The organism is candidate division KSB1 bacterium (assembly GCA_034506335.1).
Classification (GTDB): domain Bacteria; phylum Zhuqueibacterota; class Zhuqueibacteria; order JANLFK01; family Oleimicrobiaceae; genus Oleimicrobium.
The window spans coordinates 1-20,739 of the sequence record JAPDPR010000059.1; the positions used below are offsets into that span (position 1 = coordinate 1).

The window sequence follows — 20,739 nt, forward strand, 5'->3', positions numbered from 1 at the left end:
CCACCCCTGGCAAACGCTCTGCAAGGGCCAGGCCCTTTTCCGGTCCCAATACAAAGATGGCCGTGGAAAGCGCATCGGCTTCCATGGCGGAATTGGCTACCACCGTGACGCTCGCGCACGGACGCGCGGGCCAGCCGGTGTGCGGGTCAATGATGTGGTGGTAGCGAACAGAGTCGTTTATGAAGAAGCGCTCATAGTCCCCGGAGGTAGCCACGCACCCCTCGTCCATGGGAAAGCGCGCAAACAGCTTGTCATTGGCCCGTGGATGGCGGATCCAGATATGGCGCTTTCCGGCAGTCAGCCTGCTCACGAGCGTACGGAGATTGCTGCGCGCGTCCACCATGGCGTCAGTGATGCCGTGAGCGCGGAGCGAGTCGATGGCCACGTCGACTGCCAGGCCCTTAGCGATGCCACCCAGGTCCAGGGCCATCCCGGCCCGTTCGAGCCACACCTGCCCATCGTCGAGATGGACGTTGCGGTAACCGACCAAAGGGAGGAGCGCGGTCACCGCCGCAGAGTCCGGGACGCGGGGGTGGTCGCTGAGAAAGTCCCATAAGCGCATGAGCGGGCCCACGGTAACATCAAAGGCTCCTCCGGAAAGGGCAGCCACCCGCTGTGCCTCCTGAAGGCACGCAAAAACGAGCGGGCTCACCTTGATCGGTCGCGGCGCAGCGCGATTGATCTTGCTCACCTCGCTGCTGTCACGGTAGCAGCTCGTGAGTAGTTCCACCTCCAACATCCCGGCAAACGCAGCGTCGATGGCGGCCTGCACGGTCTGACGGTCCTTGTCGCGGTCGTACACGGTGACGGTGGCAAAGGTATCCATGAGCACGCGCGTCTCCTGCACCGGTTCGAGCCGCGCGCAAGAAAGCACGACGAGCGCGACGACCCCGGCAATGAGCCACAAACAACGCCAGCCCATGCGTCGACTACTTGCGCCGCCTGCCCACATACTCTAACAGCTCCATCAATGCGCGTTTGTAGGGCGTGTCCGGGTATTCTTCCAGGGTTGAACGGGCAGCACTGAGATAGCGGTCAGCCTGCTGGTCCGCGTAGTCCAGCCCCCCGTGTCGCTTCACAAAAGCAAGGACAGCCTCCACTCTGCCCCGGTCTCCCGAGTTGAAGTGGGCCAAGACCTCCTCCGCCTCCTCTGGAGCAGCGCTGCGCAGGGCGTGGATCAGGGGCAGGGTCACCTTGTTGTTGAGAATGTCGCTGCCAATGGGCTTGCCTAAGGTAGCCTCCTCCCCAACATAGTCCAGGACATCATCGCGGATCTGGAAGGCCACGCCCAGATGCTCGCCAAACCGGGCCATGGCCTCCAGCTGCGGCTCGTCCCCCCCTGCTGCCAATGCGCCTAATCGACAGCAGGCCGACAAGAGGGCGGCGGTCTTGTCCGAGACGATGCGGAAGTAGTTCTCCTCCGTGAGGCGTGCATCGCTGCCGTGCTCTTCTTGCAGCAGCTCGCCGCGGCTCATGCGGAAGGTCGCCTCGGAAATCAGCCGCAGCGCCCGCAAATCCTCCCCCTCCAGTAACAATGCGAGCGCGCGAGAAAACAATAGGTCGCCCATGAGAATGGAGATGCGATTGCTCCAGAGCCCATTGACCGTTGGGGCCCCCCGCCGCAGCAGTGAGGCATCCACCACGTCGTCGTGCACCAATGTGGCGGTGTGCAACAGCTCCACCGCCACGGCCTTGGTCAAGGCCTTTCGCGGCGCTGCGCCATGGAGCCCGCATGCGAGCAAGACCAATATAGGGCGCAAACGCTTGCCTCGATGCATGACCAGATGCACGGCCACGTCGTTGATCAAACCAACATCGGAGGCGAGCGCCGCCCCGAATTCTTTCTCAAAAAGGTCCAGTTCAGCCGCGATGGGCTGACAAAAGGCATGACGTGTCACTGGTGACTCTACTGCGGCCACTGTCTACCGTTTGCATGCGGGAATGTAGCAAAAAACCAGATGACTATCAACCCATTTGTCGGGTGGCTCTGCGCCGCTGGCTACATTCTATTGACGCCTTTGGGTGAAAAGGGGGTTCCTGCGACCTAGCCACTGGCGGAGCCCTCCACGGGGATCTGCACGGTGAAGGTGCTCCCCTGCCCCACCTCGCTCTGCACGGCAATGTCCCCCCCATAGCGGCGCATGATTGAGCGGGAGATGTACAGCCCAAGACCCGTTCCTTCCCCAACCCGTTTTGTGGTGTAGAAGGGGGCAAAAAGATGCTTCAGCTGCTCAGGCGCGATGCCACAGCCGGTGTCGCTAATATCCACCTCCACGCGTTGGCCGTCTGGAGTGAGACGGGAAGTTATGCCGAGCACCCCACCTTCAGGCATGGCCTGTACGGCGTTGAGTATGAGGTTAAGAAAGACTTGTTTCAGCGAATCAACGTTGAAGCAGACGCGTGGCAAATGTGCCTCCTCCCGCACCACCCTGATGTGCCGCGAGGCAAGCTCCTTCTCCAGCAGAAGGAGAGTAGCATCGATGACCCTCTGCACATCGATCATTTCCCGCTCATGCTCAGAGCGTCGGGAAAACTCCAGCAAGTTGTTGATGATGGCGGCCGCGCGCCGCACGTTGCGCTGGATCATCTCTAACTTGTCGCGGACCTCGCCGTCGACCTCGCCGAGGGTCTCCTGCAAGTAATAGCGGGCCGACTCGATGATGCTCAGCGGGTTCCGCAACTCGTGCGCGATGCCTGAGGAGAGCATGCCCACGGTGGCCAGCTTTTCTGACTGGATGAGGTGCTGCTCCATGCGCTTCTGCTCGGTCACCTCTTTGACGTGCTCGACCACTAACTCTGGCCGGCCGTCCAGACCAGGCATCGGGTAACACCACAGTTGGAAGATGGCACCTTCTGTCTCGCGTTCTTCAAAGTGCTGCTGCCCCTGGGAAAGAACTTTTGGCACATGACACTCTTCGCAGGGCGAACTGCGCCGGAAAATGGCCTCGTAGCAGCGTCTGCCCACAAGTTCGCTTGGGGCCACCTGGCAGCGCTGGGCCAAATGGCGGTTGGCCATAATGATAGTATGCCGAGTGTCCACCACTGCGATCATGTCCTGGATTCCGTCGAATGCGGCCTGCAGCCGCTGTTTGCTGAGGAGAATCTGCTGCTCCAAGCGCCGTCTTTGCGTGACGTCGCGCACGATGGTCTGCAGCACCCGCTTGTCGCCAAGGTCCACTACACTGCTGCTCACCTCAGCGAACACCTCGTGTCCGTCCGCATGGCAGAGGCGGAGCTCATCAAGCACGGCGATCTTGCCCTGCAGCGCCTGGGCGCGCAGCTTTTCCACTTTGGCCTGTTCTTCCGGCGGATAGAGGACTGCCATGGTGGTGGCGAGCAATTCCCTGCGGCTCCGCCCGGTGAGCTCTTCGGCCCGCGCATTGACCTCCACCAGCTTGCCGCTCTCCAAGTCCTCGACAAAAATGGCGTCTGAGGCCATGGCTACCAGGGTGCGGTACTTGAGCTCGGTGCGCCGTAGTTCGCTCTCCAGCCGGTGTCGCTCAATGGCCTTCGCTACGACCCGCGGTAACACTTCCAGATAGCCGGGGCGTTTGATGAGGTAGTCGTAGGCCCCGCGCTTCATGGCCTCGACGGCTACTTCCTCGCTTCCCTCGCCTGTGGTCATTACCACCGGAACATTGATCTTCTCGCGCTGCATGGCCTGCATGAGCGCCAGGCCGTCCATCAGCGGCAGATTGTAATCAAGTACGAGGGCCTCGTACTGCTCGCGCCGCAGCATCTCCAGCGCCTCGCTGCCGTTTGCCGCCTGGTCGACGTGACAATCCGGTTGGCCGCGGGCGATGGCCAGCATCATCAGGCGCGCCTGCGCCTGATCATCTTCAACAAGGAGTATTTTCGCCTTGGAGTCTCTTTTCACCTATTCCTTCCCCTCTTTTCTGCACCTCCCCCGTGAGCCTACCCATCTCCCACAGCCGCCGCCTTCGCGAAGCTGATCAGCAGTTCCGCCTCGCCGGTCGACAAAGGGCGTGCCGTGAGCTTGCCGCCGCACTGCATGACCAGGTGCTGGGCCGCCTGTGCGCGCTCGCTTGCCGCCCGCCATCGTTCCTCCCCGGCGCGCGTACCAGACAAGTCGAGTACCGGTCCGGAGTAGCGCAGGTAGATGAACTTGTTGAGCAGCTGTTCTCGATAGCCTACTTCCACGCGTGGTTGGTGGGTACTTGCTGCCATGGCGAGCGTGGCCTCCAGGAGTTCTTTCAACGCGCGTGCCATGAGCCGTGGGCGGGTCATGATCTCTAGTGCGGGACCCGGAATCACCATCAGCTGCACCCCACGCAACCGCCCAGCGCGATGCAGCTCGACGGTCACCTCATTGATGAGCCTGGAGACCGAGACGGGCTGCGGCACTTCCTCATCGCCCGGTGCACCTTGCTTATCACCGGGCCCTTCGAGAGCGGAAAGAAGCCTTTCCACTCCCTTCCGCACCGTCTGCCACTGGGCAGCCAGAGGTTCGTCTCCGGAACCACGCAGCCCCAAATGCTGTTCCAACTCTTCAATTGCCAGCCTGAGCTCGGCACCAATGGCTACAGGATCGAAAGACTTCTCTGGCGGCGTCTGTCCGGGCGTACCCAGTATCTCTTGTTCCGGTTGCGACCTGGCATCTTGTTGCGGTGCCGCTCCGCTCTGCTCGCCGCTGGCGGCAAGTGCCTCCGCCACCGATGGCGCGAGCATGCGCAACAACCCCACGTCCTCGCGGCTGAACGCTTCTTCGCCCAGGGCGCCCAGAGACAGGTTGCCGATGTAGGCTCCTCTGGCCAAGAGGAGCACGCTGATCCGCGAACCGAGTCTGTCCGCGAGTGCAAGCTGCGCGCGGCTCCCTTCAAATTCTGGGTATGGTCGCAGCCAGCCGAGTTCGCTATCGGCCACTGCCTCCCAGCGATACATTTGCGCGACCAGCTCGCTCAATGCCGGCGAGGCGAGGCAGAGCGCGCGTGCCTGCGCACCTTCTTGTTCAAAGAGGGTAATGCTAAACAAGTCAAACGGAATTTTCCCCTGTAACCGCCCGGCCACGTGGGTCGCTATTTTTTCTGCCGAACGGAGCGCAGGCAGGCCGGCCACGATGTCGAGCACGGTCTGCGCTCCCGAGGCCATCCGTTCCAACCGCCGCTGATGCTCCGCCCAGGTGACCAAGAACCCCAGAAGCCGCGCTCCGAGGGCAAAGAGTTCCTTGTGCTCGGTGGCAAATGATCGCGCGTGCGGAAAGAAGCAGGTCAAAACCCCCACGCGCCGCTGGGCCACGGTGAGCGGTGCCGCGAGGAACGCATCGTACCCTGCGCGCTCGGCTACGGGTCTCAACTCCGCAAAGTCCCCGGACGCGGCGACCGACGGACATTCAACCACCGTGCCCAGCTCCAAAACCCGATGGTAGGGACCTTGGGCAAGCGCAGAAGCTACGTTCGGCGAAAGCTCCTGCTTGGACGCAAAGGTGCGCATAATCTTCGTTTCCAGTTCCTGGCCTTGGGCGGGCACCACATGCAAGGTACCGAAGGCTGCTCCCAGTGCGCTCCCGAGCCAGTCAAAAAGAGACTGGACGCTCGCCTCTATCTCCCCCGACTCGTCAAGGGCACTTATGAGATTGGCCATTTCAGGGAGCGCCGGGGCTGGCTCCTCCCTTGCAGCGGCCTCTCCTCCGGTGTGAGCGATCAACAGGCACCGGCCTTCCCCGCGGTCCCCAAGTGACGCCGCTTCGATCCTCACCTGCTTCGGCTCGCCACTACTAAGCCGCAATCTGCATGAGGTCGAAGCCGAGCCATGAGCCAGGAGCGTGCGCCAGTCGGGCATTTCCCCGGCCCAAAACAGCGCGGAAAGGCGCATGGCGTGCAGCTCTTCCTCAGCGTATCCCAGCAGTTGTGCCATGGCCGGGTTTGCCTCATAGACCAGATCGGCAGCCAGGTCGGCCACCATCACCGGCTGCTCCACGTGCGCGAAAAGATGGGTGTAGCGCTGGCGCCACTGGCGGGACGCCTGTTCTGCCTCTGCGGCGATGGCGCTAATCCGCGCCCTTTCCAGCGCCAAAGCTACGAGGGTTGCCACCTCCTCCACGGCGGCGCGTTCGTACTCTTCCGGTTCTCTCTCCTGCTCAGACGTGGCGTAAATGACACCCAGTGACTCCGTGCCCCAGTGGACCGGAAAGACAAAGGCGACCACATCGCGGTCGCCAAGGAGCGTTCGTTCAGATGGCGAATGAACCTCGGTGGCCCGCACGGTGAGCATGGCGTGCGTCGCCAAGACCTCTTTCCAAGAGCACTCTGCAAGGGGAACGGTCGTCTCCGGATACGCATAGCGCGTGCCCTGGTTCAGGATCGAAGTTGTCACAAACCATTGCCGCTCGGGGTCGTATCGGAGGATAACGGCCTGGTGGCAATTGAGCGCGGACTCAGCGGCCTGTCGCGCCAGCTGTCCGACCTCCACAAGGTCCCCCCTGGCCACTGCGTCAACCAGAGCATGCAGCGCCGCCGCTCTGTCTTTGCCTCGGTCTTGGTTCATCCCCTGACCTCCTCACCGCACTACCACCAACCAGCCTGCCGGGCAGTCCACCTGGCGAACCGGCGTACCGTTTGTCCCCTCCGCACGCGCGATTTGTGCGACGTTGTGTCACCCCGCCGAGCATCGAACCGGCCGCATTGCCGCAGAGTCCTGACACTCGCTCGCGTGAGGCCTTTGTCTATTCCGCCCTCTGCTGCCGATAGGTTTCCACGGCCCGTCGCGCCTCGCCAAGGACTTTCTCCAGTACTTCGTCTATGGTTCCTGGCACCACCGCCCCTGCCGCGAAAGTGTGTCCTCCCCCACCCAAGGCGGTAGCGATGCCAATCACCGGTATTCGCCCCTTGGACCGGAGGCTAATTTTGGTGCGGCCATTGTTCAGCTCCGTAAGCGAGAGGCTTACCTCGACGCCCGCAACCATGCGCGGCAGTTCCGGAAAATTCTCCAGCTCCCATGTCTTTACGCCACTCTGCTCCAAGACCTGGCGCGTCAACGCGAACCAGGCCAGAGCCCCTTCACACTCAAAGCTCAGCGAGCGCAACACTTCACCCATGAGCCGCACCTTAGCCGGGGAACTGCTCTCGTATACCTGTTCGTAGACGCGTCCAATGTCTACACCCGCTTCCACAAGTTGCGCAACTATGCGGTGCACTTCCGGCGTGGTATTCGCAAAGCGGAACGAGCCCGTATCGGTAAGCAGGCACGTGTAGAGTGACTCGGCCAGTCGCCCCTGCGGTGTGACTCCCATCGCCCGGCAGAGGTCAAAAATGAGCTCACCGGTGCACGAAGCCGAGGAGTCAATCACCTCCACCTCCGCCATCGAGTCGGTCTGCTTGTGGTGGTCGATGCAGACGCGAGGAAGATCGAATTCCTTGATGACCTTACCCACCTCCCGCAGCCGAGCCCAGTCACTGATGTCGAGAATAAACACCCCGCCAGCCCGGCGAAAGAGCTCAAGATGTTGGCTGGGGTCGTACTGCGCGATGGTGCCGTCTGGGTCCAAGAAGCGGTAGTGACCCGGCGTGGGACTCACATTCACAATGGAGCTACGTTTACCTCGCAGCGACAGGACCGCGGCCAGCCCCACCTCCGAACCGATGGCGTCGCCATCAGGGCTCACATGCGAAGTAACGATGAACTCATCACGAGTGGCGATGAAGTCGATTACCTTCTGCCAATCCCTTCTCACCTATTCACCCTTCACCGTCAGATACCCAAACCCAACATTACCCACCACGTCGGTGGCGCGAATCGCCAGCTCGCGTTCTTGCCCGCGTGCTACCTCCAATGGCAATTCAAAGGCCTCAAAGCGCGAATCCAGCACCCCGTCGGTGGGGTGCAGCAACTCCCATTGTCCAGCGTCCAGAGCGTATTCGACCCGCTCCAGCCTGCTCCACTTGTCCCGCACCTCGACGACAACCCTCTTTGCAGAGCGATCCCAGCGGAGCACAGGCACCTCCGGGGCGGTGTTGTCGACCACAAACGGCATGGACAGGCGGGTGCCGGTGAGCGCCTCATCGGTCGTATTCGATGGGGCATCGGTGGCGTCAACGCGCAGTTCATACTCGCCGTCTGGCATCAACCGGCTGTCCCAAGAATAGTAGTTGTTGTCCAGGCCACTCGTCAGCGTTCGCCAGCTCTTCGTCCCGATGCGGCGGTAAAGGAGGTCGAAAAGGAGATAGTCCTCATTTGGGTCAGAGAATCGCCAGCTTGCCGCCCGCCACCCCGGTTTCTTTTCGCTTTTGCCCAACTGACGAGGGCTACGGACACCTCGCGGGGAGACGTCAGTCTCGTCTGCCTCCCCCTCGCCTCGCGACTCGCGCGGTGGGGGATAGTATTCTCCTGGAGGCAAAACCACAAGGTTGGTGACCTCTGGAGGCAGGTTTTTCTGCCGATAAGCGATGGTGACCCCGCTCACCACCGGAGTGCTGTCTCCATCTCCGCGCAACTCCGCCTTCCATTGCAAGAATCGCGCGGGCGGGCTCGCAATCTGCTCCCCTTCGTTATCCCGATATGCCTCTGACCACGGGCTCCAGGTCTCATCTGGCTCGCTGGTATTGCCGCTGCGGGTAAAGAATCTCACCCCGCCGCGGAGGCCCCTCTGCTTCCAGCGGACCCGCCCCCACTGTGCCACAACACGCGCGTCTATGACTTCAGACTCATACGTGCCTATCGTTTCGTACCCAGGGCCGATGCGGAAGACGCGCCCGGGGTTAGAGGTTGCTGCGTAAAGCGCATTGTCCACACCGCGCACCAGGGCAGTGACCTGGGCGCCCTGCACTTCAGCGACGATTGCGGCCTGTTCGCCCAGCTTCAAGGCAAGCAGTCGGCCCTTGTCTCCCGTCCCTGCCACCAGCCGTCCGTCCAAACCCCACGCCAGCGCATGGACTGACTCTCGTTCCGACCGCCACACCTCCCAGGCGTTCCCTTCCTTGTCCACGGCATAGACGGCCCCTTCGGCGGCCCTCCCCATCCCTGCGGAAGCGATGCGGGCAGGCGGCAAGACCACATCTTCCATGTCTTCCGCATCCTCTTCAATACTGGCAGGACCGTTCTCTTCCTCTTCACCGGCCTGCTGCCTTGCCTGCTTGACCCCCGCGGCATACACCCATCCCTCCGGGCCGAGGGTGAGGGCAAGCAGCTCTTCCGCCGGCGAGTCGTAAAGCGTGAAGGCCCCGCCATCTGTCCCGACGCGATAAAGGTAGCCGCTCTTGCTCGACCCAGCCAGTAACGTGCCGTCAGAGCTACGCACAAGGCTGCGAATGTGCGCCTCGCCCGGCGCAAAGAGAAGCTCCGCGGCGCCCGAGCGCGCGATGCGCCATACCCCCGCTTTTTCCCCGGTGGCTGCATACAAGGCTCCGCGGTCATCGACTACCAAAGCCCAGATGTACGTACACGGCAACGTGGCCAACACCCTCTCCTTAGCCCCAGGTGAGATGAGGACAATTGTGCCACCTGGCGAGGGGGCTACATAGAGAGTACCATCGCGAGCTAATGCCAGGGCATAGACTTCTGGTTCTTCCGCGTCAAATACCAAAGACGATGATCCGTTTGGCCCGATGCGAAAGACCTTGCCCTCATTGCCGGTCCCCACGTAGAGGTTCCCCTGCCCATCGGCCACCATCGCCCAGATGAGCGGTTCGCCGGTTTCGGCCAACATCTTGATCGATGGGGCCAGGGTCAATTCACCCCGGGGACTCAACGCCACACCTACCACGCGCCCCTTTTCCAACGAGGAATAGGTGGAGAACTCCGCGAACCTGGTAGTTGCTGTCCACCCCACGTTTGCAAAAACAAAGAGCAACAGCGCGCACAATCGTCGCATCAGTCGGTACCTCTGTGCCTTGGCAGCCTAAGGTCGGGCACGCCCTCTGACGTGTACCCTGAGAGTGCGGCCGCCGTTCACCACCATCCCAACGGGGACTGCTTCCTCATGCAGCACGCTGCCCACAAGCAGGCCTCCCTGGGCCATCCGACGCGAGTCGAGCACGGTGAGTATTGAGAGGGGCAGATTGGGCATGGGCGCACCGCCCATCATCGCCCCTACGTCTTGGGAGACCAGCTGCACGTAGAGCATATCGTTGCGGCGCCGGCTGTTCAATAGGGACAAAAGATGCGCGAAACTCGCGGGCTGATAACGCGCCGGATTTCGGCGCCGTTCGCTGGCTTCAACCTCTCGCGCCCCGCCAAGCACAATAGCGAGAGAACCGGAGGTAACTGTTTTGGGAATTGTCATCCGACGTACGACGCGGACAGGACGCTCGCCTTGGAACGGCCGCAACTCTATGGCTAGCATCACCGTGTCACCAGGCTCAACCTCCGTCCTGTCGCACCAGGTCGCGGCAATCTCTGCCGAGGCGAATCCAGCGCACTCGTTAAATTGGACCTCCACCCTCTCAATCTTTGGTTCCCGGAAATCGTTCACCATGAGCGCGGCCAACACGCCCGTCAGCTCATCTGCCGCCTTGACGGCATCGCTGCTTGGCGAGAAAAAGCCTGCCGTCCTCGTGCCGGTGAAAAAGTTGTCCAGCGAGACCTTTTGGCCGTCGGCAAGCAAAACGTGGCCCTCCGTTCGCAGGCTGACGTCGCCCCCACCCAGGCGGCTGGTGAGCAAAGCGTTGAGGAGCGCGATGCGGAGGTAAAAAGGGATCACCGTGTCGAGTTGCTGCGCCACCGCCACCCGGAATTTGTACTCCTGAGTGAGACCGTTGAGGCTACGATAGCGAATATGGACCGGCACCATCGGCGGCTCTTCACCCACGATCCCCAGGAGCCCGGATTGGCGGTCCTGGCGAATGGTGCCGATGATGCGCGACAGCATGGTGACCTTGTCGGAGCCCATGAGGCTGGGGACGGTGGTAACCACGCGTGCCTCGCCCATGGGCAGGCGCACTGCTCCCACTCCGAACACCTGATGCCCAAAGGCAAGCACCGTGTCGCCATGGCACCAGGTGACTGTGCCCGCCACGTCGATGCCCATGTCGCCGTCGATGAGCACCTGGGAGATCGCGTCACCAGGTTGCAGGGCCACCGGGCCATCGGCATCAGCGGCGGTTCCCATGCCCCCTTGCACAGCCACAAAGCCCCAGCGCCCTAAAGGTTCACGCGCATAGTCCACCACCTCGCGGCGAAACCCTGAAAAGGCGACCGGCACAGGAATGGCGTTGCCGGCAGCAGGTGCAGCTGCCACCCGCTGCCACAGGTCTGCCGCCTCAGTTTCGTCACGCAGGCCGAGCGCCAACTCAAGGTACGGGTTCCAAGCACTCCCAAGTTTTACCTCTTCCAGCCGGCGATCTTTCTCCTTGCCGATGACCGACAGCATTTGGTCAATCGGTGTGACTCCGGCCAGGGCCTCCTTGGTGAAAGACCCCACCCGCAGTGCCAGCGCGCCCGCCAGCTTCCCCTCCAGGTAGACCGGACTACCGCTCATGCCGGCCACCACGCCGGTGTAGTCAATGCGTTCGCCGTGTAAGCGAACCAGGATCAGGTCCTGTTGCGGGTAGTAGTTGCGGATCACATCGACAACCTCGACACCGAATTCTTCCACCTGGCTGCCACAGAACACGGTCTTGCCTACGCCTCTCATCCCTGGCTTCACCTGCTCAAGATGAAGGAACCCAGGGGACTGGGCGCGCACGGCGCAGGCAGCTACCATAGCGCTCAGCATGACAATGGAGATTGGGGAACGAACCGACAACACTCGCATCAGGACTCTCCGATCCGGAAAAAACAAATGGGTAGCGCCTCTGGTGCGGTGAGTGCCATGCCTCGAGGCAACGCTACCCATGCGCATAACTCTGACACCTTTGCTCGGAACCCTACTGGACGCGCACATTTGGGGTTCCGTGCGGCCTGCATGCCGCATTCAGGCAAACAGGGCAGCCGGCTATGCTTTCACGATACAGTCGACTGGGCAGACCTCCACGCAACGGGGGCTGTCGTAGTGCCCTTTGCATTCCACGCACACGGCAGGATCAATCACGTAAATCTCGTCGCCCTCGCTGATGGCGCTCACCGGGCATTCTGGCTCACAGGCGCCACAGCTGATGCACTCCTCGGTAATCTTCATGGCCATGGTGATACCCTCCTAGTTCGTGATACCCTCTCCTGTTCCTCTGTGGCGTCTGGTGCGATGCGGCGCCACGTTGCGAGGTCCTCCCGGCTTCAGAGCCCGGTTCGGGGACGCTAAATATACCAATAAAAACCACCCACGTCAAGAGGAAATTCCGGGAAGCTCCAAACCGCAGAGCTCACATGGCATCGCTCGCTGTTCGCACTTGCATTTCAGGCGAGAAAATCATATATTGCACGCACCTTGCTAGCCGGGCTTTTCTCTAAGGAAACTCCCATGCCCCTGCTCGCTGCGGTCAACATCAGCAAGTCATTCCCTGGCGTGCGGGCGCTCAAGGACGTCAGCCTCGCGGTGAACGCGGGCGAGGTGCACGCGGTGGTGGGCGAAAACGGCGCCGGCAAGTCAACGCTCATGAAGATCCTCAGCGGCGCCCTCATGCCAGATTCGGGCACTATCCTCCTCGACGGAAAGGCCGTCTTTTTCCATAATCCCCGCCAGGCACAAGAAGCAGGAATCGGTATCATCTACCAAGAGCTAACCCTTGTGCCCGAGCTGAGCGTGGCCGAAAACATCTTCCTGGGACAAGAACCAGTGTATCGACTCGGGCTCATCGACCAGAGGCGCATGGAAGAGCGAGCAGCGCATATTCTAGCAGAGCTGCGCATCGCCATCTCACCCGGCCAGGTGGTCCGGCAGCTGCGCATCGGCCAGCAGCAGCTAGTGGAAATCGCGCGGGCGGTAACACGGGCCGCGCGCGTGCTCATCATGGACGAACCCACCTCGGCACTCTCCCAGGCCGAAACTGGCGCCCTGTTTGAAGTGCTCGTTGGTCTCAAGCAGCGAGGCATCGCCATCGTCTACATCTCCCACCGCCTGGCTGAGGTTTTTCAAATCGCGGACCGGATTTCGGTCCTTCGCGATGGTCAGCTCGTAGGGAGCGTTCCTACCGCTGAGACCTCGCGCAGTGAAGTCATCAAAATGATGGTGGGGCGCGAGCTGGCTGCTGTTCAGGCCAATCGTCCTCAGCGTCGGCAAAAGACAGTGCTGCAAGTGCGGGGGCTCTCATTGGCCGCGGAAACACCAGGGTCATCCCCGCTGCTCTCAGGCATTGACCTCGAGGTGCGTGAAGGTGAGATTCTTGGCGTGACAGGGCTGCTGGGCTCTGGCAAGACGGAGCTGCTGGAGTGCCTGTTTGGGTTGCATCCGCTGCGCACGAGCGGTAAGGTGCTACTTCACGGCAAACCGGTGGTATTCCACTCCCCACGGCAGGCACTGCGTCATGGAGTCGCGCTCTTGCCGGAGGACCGCCGGCGCTCGGGGTTAGTCCTGCCCATGTCCACCTGCCACAACCTCACGCTGGCCACGGTGGACAAGCTGCTGAGGGCTTTCCTGATTTCGCGGCGCCAGGAGCGTCATCTGGGGCAGAGCCTTGTGCAGCGCCTGGGCATAAAAGCCAGCGGCCTGCACCAGCCGGTGGAGACACTCAGCGGTGGCAACCAGCAAAAGGTGGTAGCGGGCAAATGCCTGGCCACCTCCCCGCGCGTGTTGCTTTTGGATGAACCCACACGGGGCATCGATGTGGGCGCCAAGGCCGAGCTCTATGAGCTGTTTGCCGCCCTGGCCGCGCAAGGGATGGCGATGATTGTTGCAAGCTCGGAGTTGCCCGAACTCCTTTCCCTGGCCGACCGCATCATGGTGCTCCGGCAAGGGAGTGTGAGCGCCGTGTTCGAGCGCAGAGAGGCAACGCAAGAACGCATCTTAGAGGCGGCCTCGCCGCATGCACTCCCGCAGGAGGTGACCGCGTGAGCAGGAAACAGCAACTGCTAGGGCTGGTGGGACGACTCAAGCTCTACCTAGGGCTTGCGGCGCTCCTTGCCGTGGGCATCGCTGTCTCACCGGTGGCTGCGGATGGCACCAACGTCTTTTTGAGCCCGGACAACCTAGCCGACGTCCTTCGCCAGGTCTCCAACAACGGTATCTTGGCTGTGGGAATGACGATGGTCATTCTCATCGCCGGGATCGACCTCTCGGTAGGGACGGTGATGGCGCTGGGCTCCACGCTCACAGCGATGCTGCTCACGCTGCGCGGGTGGTCGACCGCGGCCTATGTCACAGTCCCCACCTGCGCCCTGGTAGTGGGGTCAGCTACCGGTGCCGCAGTCTGGCGTTTGTCCACCAAATGGCGCGCAGCACGCGTCGTCACGGCGCTTATGGCCGGCTTGCTCGCCGGCGGACTCGCTGTGGCCTGGCTCGCCCCGCAGACCAGTACGGGATTTTCGGTGCTGGCGGTCCTTGTGGCGGTCCCCTGCGTCACCCTGCTCTTGGGCACTTTGAGTGGCCTGATCATCGCCAAAGGCAGGCTGCAGCCGTTCATCGTCACGTTGGCGATGATGATCGCAGCCCTTGGTTCGGCGCGCCTCATCGCCGGCAAGGACCACTCCGTGTACCAGGTCTACATCGGCCCGGACGGTGCCACCCCCGCTTTCCAGCTCCTGCGGGCGCGCATTGGCGGCATACTGCCGGTACCAGGCTTCGTGTTCCTGCTGTGTGTGGCCATTGCCTCTTTCGCGCTGCGCAACCTGCGGTTTGGTCGTTACCTCTACGCCATTGGCGGCAACGAGGAGGCGGCCAGACTGTCGGGCATCAACGTCGAGCGCATCAAGACGGCGACATATGCCATTTCCGGCCTGCTGGCAGGGCTCACCGGCGTGCTCTATTGTGCGCAATACCGGCAGGGCAAGCCCGACGCCGGCACGGGCATGGAGCTGGACGCCATCGCCGCAGTGGTTATCGGCGGCACAAGTCTGATGGGAGGCCGCGGCTCGGTAGTCGGCACGCTGGTTGGTGTGTTCATCTTCGGTCTCTTGAACAACATCCTGCAGCTGCGCAATGTGGACTATAACGTGCAGTTGGTTTTCAAAGGCGTGATCATCATCGCCGCCGTGCTCCTGCAAGAGGGGCGCCTTGGGGAATGGTTCCGCCATCTCTTCCGAGGCCATCGTCCGGCACACAGATGAAATCCCAAGCTCTGCATAGGAGGTCATGACATGCACCGACGTCTTCACACGTGTCATCTGGTCTTAGCGGGCACCGCCGCTTTGCTCGTTGCCGCCATGGGTCTGGGCTGTGGCAAGAAGAGCCCGGAGGCGAGGTGGCGCATCGCCTTTTCCCAATGCACCACCACCGAGCCGTGGCGCGTGCTGTTTAATGCTCGGCTGCGCGCCGAGGCGGCCAAACACCCGGAAGTGAAACTCATTATCGCCGATGCGCAGGACAAGACGGCCAATCAAGTTGCCCAGATGGAGAACTTTATCCGCCAACGGGTAGACGCGATTCTCATTTCGCCAAAGGAATCGGCCGGGCTCACAGACGTAGTGGCCCAAGCCTATGACGCCGGGATTCCCGTGATCGTCCTCGATCGTGGCGTAAATACGGACAAGTACACCTGCTTCATTGGCGCCGACAATATGGAGATCGGTCGCGCGGCTGGGGAGTACGCGGTGGAGCTTTTGGGGGGCAAAGGAAGGGCCAAAGGTAACATCGTGGAGATCTGGGGCGGCATGGGCTCAACCCCGGCCCAAGAGCGCCACGCCGGGTTTCAGCACGTCATCGATAACGAGCCGGGCATCAAGACGGTGGTCGGCCGCCAGGACGGCGACTGGAAGCAGGATCGCGCCTACAACATCATGGAGACGGCCCTCAAAGCTCACCCGAAGATTGACCTGGTCTACGCCCACAACGACCCGATGGCCTTTGGGGCCTATCTTGCAGCGCAGGATGCGGGGCGCGCTCAACAGATCAAGTTCATCGGCATTGACGGCATTCCAGAAGAAGGGTGCAAGTGGGTGGCAGAGGGCATTCTGGCCGGCACGTTCCTCTATCCCACTCCTGGCGAGGAAGGGTTGCGCGTGGCGCTGAAGGTGCTGAGGGGAGAGAAAGTGCCCAAGCGTATCACGTTACCGACGGCGCGTATCACTAAAGCAAACGTGGCCCAGTTCCTTCCCGCTGCGCAATAGGACTTCCGTCCACACACGCGACGCCTTGCGCACCAATGGCCATGCGCTGCCAGCACCGAGGGGGGCGTGGTTTTTTCCGATCTATGCCCCTCATACCCACCAGGCGGCCACACGCATGGAGCGTCGTGGAAACCGTGGGCCCTGAACGCTAATTGGCCGCGATCAGTGTTCCATGGTCCCCCTTAGTTCGTCTCGCTTGACCTGCGCAGATCTTTGAGCATCTGGGCAATGTTCCGCGAGCCTCCGACAAGCACAATGGCCGCGAGTACGGCAAACGAGATCAAGGTGAGCACTGTGACCAGCTTCCATACCACGATCCAGCTCATTGGCTACCCTCCTTTGCCCTGTCTGGGAAAAGCAACGAGCCCACCACCATTCCAACGAACGCAAGTACGAAGGCCAACAAGCCGAAGAACCTGTCGGTGAGGTACCAGGGGACGTCGGTCCCCTTAGTCCACGGGCCTATGCCAAGGACCGCGACCATCCCCGCACATAGGGCGATGTAGGCACCTGTGGTGCTCGCGCGCTTCCAGTACAGACCGGCGCCAATGACGGTGAAAGCCCCAGCTAGGTAGATGGTGCCCGTGATAGCCATGTAGTTCCACAGAGAAACTGGTGCCTCAAACCACAAGCCCCAGACCAGAAGGAACAGGCCCACGGCAACGATGCAGATGCGCGTGATGAGGAGTCGCGCCCGGTCGGAGAGCTCTCGTTTGCGCAGCGGGGCGATGATGTCCTGGGTAACAACCGCGCTCCAGCTTAACAGGTAGCTGTCCTGCGTGGACATGAACGCGGCGAACATCCCTGCGGCTAGGAGCCCGATGAGGCCCGAGGGCACCACTTTGGCAAGAAACAGGGGCATGCCCAACTCGCTACTCAATGCACTGTCGCCATGGAAGGCGGCGCGGAACTGGGGCACGTTGGACATGAAGACCGCTGCGCCGATGCCCCAGAGCATGGGAATCACGCGTCGGGCGGCGTAGGAGATAGAGCTACAAGCATACAGCTGCCTGGCCACGCGCGGAGACTTGGCTGCCAAGGCCCTCTGGGTACCTGTCTGCCACAGAGCGCCTGCAGCCAGGAGTTGCACCATCATGAATACCACGTAAAGAGGGCCAAACCCAGAACCCTCGTGCAAAGGATTGAACCATGCATCGGCTCCCGCCCCAGCCGGTGCCTGGAACAGCGTGCGCCACCCTATCGTGTGCAGCACGAAATAACTCCCTAGGAGCATGCCCACCGAAAGCACGACGAACTGGACAAAGTCGTTGATGACCACCGAGACCATCCCGCCCAGGACCGTGTAGACCAAGACCATGAGCAACATCACCGTCATCATGATCTTGAGCCCTGCCGGGTCACTGTAGCCTGCCACGCCCACCATGAAACGAGCCGAAGCTTTGAGGAACAGGCCGGTGTTCAGGATGCCACCCAGCGCGAGGATGATGCCACCGAGCACGCGCACCTTGCGGCCAAAGCGCTTCTCGTAAAACTCCGGGATGGTCATCACCTCCATTTGCCGCAGACGATAGACGATGAAGCCGGTCAGGCCAATGGCCAGGATGCAGGTGAATTCCAGCACGGCGATGTGAAAGGCAGAAAAGCCGTGCTTGAACCCGAGCTCAGCATTGTACATCACCGTTACCAGGCCAATTTCCGTGCCGCTCATCGTTGCGATGGCCAGCCACAAGCGAAGCGAGCGCCCGGCCACGATAAAGTCGCCGATGCCGCGCACATACTTGCGCACCAGCACCCCGATGACCACCGGAATGCACACGTAGGTCAACAGAATTACCCAGTCTACCGTAGCGAAGTTGGTTGCGTACAGGTCCATGCCGCATCTCCCGTCTCGTTTCACCGTGCAAAGTCGCGTTCGCGCAATCGGAGGCGCAACGGCCACGGGTCCTGCCAAGGCTTGCGCATGGCAAACCCGACCAGGACCCAGATTTCCCCAGGCTGAGCTTCAAAGAGATACGGGTACGAGAGCTGGCCGCCAGGCTGGCGCGCAATGACAACCGGCTCTGACCAGTGGAAGCCGTCCTCTGAGAAGGCTATGCTCAGCTCCTCCCGATGCCATGAGGCTGGGAACTCGGAATGAAACGGTGTAGGTCTGGTCTTTGGCCACTCCCCCCCTTCTGGGTTGAGCCGGTTCCACACCAACACGTATCGGCCGCTCGCCAGGCGAAGAAGGTGCCCAGGGGCGCTGCTGGCATCTATGGCGGAGGGCTGAATCGTCCTCCAGTACCGCCCACCGTCCTCCGAGATCGCCTGCCAGAAGCAGTCCAAGTTGGTGCGAATAAGCATCAGTAGCCGCCCGTCCGGCAGCTCCGCAACCGTTGGCTCGAACGCCCCGTCGTGGTGGCCGTGTCCCCCGAGGTCGATCCAGTTGCTGCGATGCCAGGTAAGCCCATCGTCGTCCGACCAAAAGGAACAGACCACCAGGCGCCCAGGGTCAGGGACGAGGTGCTGGAGTGGCACCACAATTCTGCCCGCGCTTGTTTCGATCAGTCCGAAGAAGTTGGCGTTGTACCCGTCCAACAGCCGCTGGTTGTCGACCCAGGTCTTCCCGCCATCAAGGCTCCTAATGGCCCACACTTCCAGCGTGCACTCACCTGGTTCGTTGCGTTCGCTGTCCCAGCTAAAGCGACGTCCTTCAAAGTTCAGGTAGACGAGCACCAGGACATCGTTTCTGGTGCGCAGCAGATAGTACGAAGCCGGTTCGGCCGGGTTCAAACCTGCGCACACAGGCTGCGGCTCCGACCACGTCCTTCCTTCGTCGTAGCTCTTGGCAAACCCCTGGTCGTCCGCCGTAGCCAAGGCTCCATCCGCCATGCGCACATAAGGCCCCTTCTTGCTCACCTCGAGGGGTTCACAAAGATGGTGGACCCACCGCGAGGCGGAATCTGATCCGCGCGCCAGATAGGGAACCGACATCGCCAGACACATCAAGACCGCGTGAGCATTCATATGCACCCCATCAGGCTTTGGGTGGCGCCCCCCGGATGAACCACGACAGGAATCAGAGGGGTTGCGCCGCTGAGTTCGACTCTCCTACTGGATTCTCACCTCGCCCAGCTTGGCTATTTCCTCGACCACGCCCGACGGCCAGGGTTGGGGAGGCAATGGTCGTACGGCAGAAGCCACGACTTTCAAAGGAATAGTCAGCTCCACGGCAGGCGGGCGCCGCCACTGAATCAACCACACGGCGACGTTCCCCTTCCAAGCCTTGTCCTTACCCGCGAGGCGATACCTCACCGTGTGGTGGCCTGCCTGCACGTCAATCTTTGCCCAGAGCCAGTTGCGAAGATTCCCTTCCAGAGCCGGCTGGACCTCCTGGCCATCTGCCCGCACGCGGAGCGACCACTCGCCCTGCTCATCGACGGGTCCAGGCTCCCGCTCGAAAAGGACGGCCAACTCTGCCTTTGCGTGTCCCGCGGGGACATCGAGGCTGACTTCCACCTCGCCCTTGCCTCGCATAAAGCTCACGAGGCCTTGGAGGTGTGCCCTCTGCGCCTCCGGATTCGACAGGGCTGAAACCTGGGCAAGCACTTCTGCCAGGCTTTGTGGCGCCACTGCCTCGGGGTTAAGCAGGCATGGATGCCGTGCCTCACCGAAGAGGCGCAGTCGCCGAGAGCCTTGGTCTGCCGGCAGCTCCTCGAACGTCACCCCGGCGACAAGCGGCTCGCAGCTCTGCGGCAAGGGATAGATTTCAAAGATGGCCGTCTCGTACCCCTGCAGGGGCACTGAGAGGACGGCACCTGCCGCGTAGAGCTGCGGCATCACGTACCGCGTGGGATAGATTCGCTCAACGACCAAGGACGCCGCGTTCTTGTCCAGGCCCATGCCCGGGTCTAAAGGGATGGTGACTTTCTTCGGCTCCACGCACGGGTTGCGCACCGCGACAATGCCGCGCTGGCCGGCAAAGTGGGCGTAACCGTACGGCTCCCTCCTCCCCGGGTGTCCACCGATCATCGTCGTATGCGTCAGCAGGTCGAAGCGATCCCGCGCCCAGGCTATGGATTTCGCCAGGGCATCCCACTCCCCTTCGGTGAGCAGGTTTGGCGAAATGTACAGCTCCCACATCGTCACCCCCCGGGCGAAGTAGAGAACGACGTCATTGGTGAACTTGTCCAATGGCTCGTCTTCACCACCCAGCTTCTGCAGATTCCCCTTGATGATACCGTGGGTCATGAGGTTGGCAATCGGGAACCAGAAGCGGTTGATCCCATAGTCCTCGTAGAGTACATGGTCCCGGTAGGTGATGGCGGCGTCCCTACGGCTGATGGAGGGTACGTCGGCATAGCCATAGTCGGCCCCTTGCATCCAAATGGTGTTGACATATTTGAGCCACCAGGGACTGAGCCAGGTGCCGGAGGTGACGTTCAAGAAAATGTCCGGGCGGGCGGCGCGCACCGAGTGGCAGAGGTCGGCCATCGCTTCCATGACTGCCCGCCGCGAATACACGCCCACTGGGTGGCCATGGTCCGGTTCAGAACAGGAGAACTGAATACCATCCCACTTGAAGTAGCCAATACCGTGTTGTCGCACGAAATCTAGCACGCGCTCCTTGAGCAGGCCATGGTACTTTGTGCCTGCCACGCACATCTGGTCGCCCACGGTTTCGTAGCCGTGTTCCTTCATCCAGCCGAC

The 20,739-nt window shown here is 61.7% G+C and carries 15 protein-coding genes; 3 read left to right on the plus strand and 12 right to left on the minus strand.

Translation table 11 applies throughout. From position 1 onward, the window contains the following. From ONB25_13640 to ONB25_13675, 8 genes are all read right to left on the minus strand, one after another. The coding region (locus tag ONB25_13640; GenBank protein ID MDZ7393926.1) for an FAD:protein FMN transferase at nucleotides 1–922 on the minus strand (922 nt) is incomplete at its 3' end. Between the two features lie 7 nt (nucleotides 923–929). Beyond that, a complete protein-coding gene (locus ONB25_13645) occupies nucleotides 930–1,898 on the minus strand; it encodes a polyprenyl synthetase family protein (GenBank protein ID MDZ7393927.1) in 969 nt (322 codons plus the stop codon). Between the two features lie 146 nt (nucleotides 1,899–2,044). Further along, nucleotides 2,045–3,877, minus strand: a complete 1,833-nt coding sequence (locus tag ONB25_13650; GenBank protein MDZ7393928.1) for a PAS domain S-box protein — start codon at nucleotides 3,875–3,877, stop codon at nucleotides 2,045–2,047. A 38-nt stretch (nucleotides 3,878–3,915) separates the two neighbouring features. Next, nucleotides 3,916–6,504: a GAF domain-containing protein gene (locus ONB25_13655; protein MDZ7393929.1), complete on the minus strand. Its 2,589-nt coding sequence runs from the start codon at nucleotides 6,502–6,504 to the stop codon at nucleotides 3,916–3,918. A 178-nt stretch (nucleotides 6,505–6,682) separates the two neighbouring features. Beyond that, nucleotides 6,683–7,690, minus strand: a complete 1,008-nt coding sequence (locus tag ONB25_13660) for a bifunctional oligoribonuclease/PAP phosphatase NrnA (GenBank protein MDZ7393930.1) — start codon at nucleotides 7,688–7,690, stop codon at nucleotides 6,683–6,685. Continuing rightward, nucleotides 7,691–9,826: an SMP-30/gluconolactonase/LRE family protein gene (locus tag ONB25_13665; GenBank protein MDZ7393931.1), complete on the minus strand. Its 2,136-nt coding sequence runs from the start codon at nucleotides 9,824–9,826 to the stop codon at nucleotides 7,691–7,693. It lies immediately after the preceding gene. A 27-nt stretch (nucleotides 9,827–9,853) separates the two neighbouring features. Further along, entirely contained in the window at nucleotides 9,854–11,707 is a 1,854-nt protein-coding gene (locus ONB25_13670; protein ID MDZ7393932.1) for a hypothetical protein, read from the minus strand. Between the two features lie 180 nt (nucleotides 11,708–11,887). Beyond that, on the minus strand, nucleotides 11,888–12,076 hold the full coding sequence (locus ONB25_13675) for a YfhL family 4Fe-4S dicluster ferredoxin (protein MDZ7393933.1): 189 nt from the start codon (nucleotides 12,074–12,076) through the stop codon (nucleotides 11,888–11,890). A gap of 273 nt (nucleotides 12,077–12,349) precedes the next feature. On the opposite strand from ONB25_13675, the gene ONB25_13680 reads away from it, so the two are divergent. The 3 genes from ONB25_13680 (at nucleotide 12,350) to ONB25_13690 (ending at nucleotide 16,089) form a co-directional block, all read left to right on the plus strand. After that, on the plus strand, nucleotides 12,350–13,879 hold the full coding sequence (locus tag ONB25_13680; GenBank protein MDZ7393934.1) for a sugar ABC transporter ATP-binding protein: 1,530 nt from the start codon (nucleotides 12,350–12,352) through the stop codon (nucleotides 13,877–13,879). Next, nucleotides 13,876–15,090 (plus strand): ABC transporter permease, encoded by a 1,215-nt coding sequence (locus tag ONB25_13685; protein ID MDZ7393935.1) that lies wholly within the window; start codon nucleotides 13,876–13,878, stop codon nucleotides 15,088–15,090. The genes ONB25_13680 and ONB25_13685 overlap by 4 nt, the downstream gene beginning before the upstream one ends. Nucleotides 15,091–15,186: 96 nt before the next feature. Continuing rightward, the gene (locus tag ONB25_13690; protein ID MDZ7393936.1) at nucleotides 15,187–16,089 is read left to right on the plus strand and encodes a substrate-binding domain-containing protein; all 903 of its coding nucleotides are present in this window, start codon (nucleotides 15,187–15,189) and stop codon (nucleotides 16,087–16,089) included. Nucleotides 16,090–16,271: 182 nt separating this feature from the next. On the opposite strand, the gene ONB25_13695 is transcribed toward ONB25_13690, so the two are convergent. From ONB25_13695 to ONB25_13710, 4 genes are all read right to left on the minus strand, one after another. Beyond that, on the minus strand, nucleotides 16,272–16,415 hold the full coding sequence (locus ONB25_13695; GenBank protein MDZ7393937.1) for a hypothetical protein: 144 nt from the start codon (nucleotides 16,413–16,415) through the stop codon (nucleotides 16,272–16,274). Beyond that, on the minus strand, nucleotides 16,412–17,923 hold the full coding sequence (locus ONB25_13700) for a sodium:solute symporter family protein (GenBank protein ID MDZ7393938.1): 1,512 nt from the start codon (nucleotides 17,921–17,923) through the stop codon (nucleotides 16,412–16,414). The genes ONB25_13695 and ONB25_13700 overlap by 4 nt, the downstream gene beginning before the upstream one ends. A 20-nt stretch (nucleotides 17,924–17,943) precedes the next feature. Further along, the gene (locus tag ONB25_13705) at nucleotides 17,944–19,056 is read right to left on the minus strand and encodes a glycoside hydrolase (GenBank protein ID MDZ7393939.1); all 1,113 of its coding nucleotides are present in this window, start codon (nucleotides 19,054–19,056) and stop codon (nucleotides 17,944–17,946) included. Nucleotides 19,057–19,140: 84 nt separating this feature from the next. Then, nucleotides 19,141–20,739 (minus strand): hypothetical protein (locus tag ONB25_13710; protein ID MDZ7393940.1); only part of this gene is annotated, 1,599 nt, incomplete at its 5' end.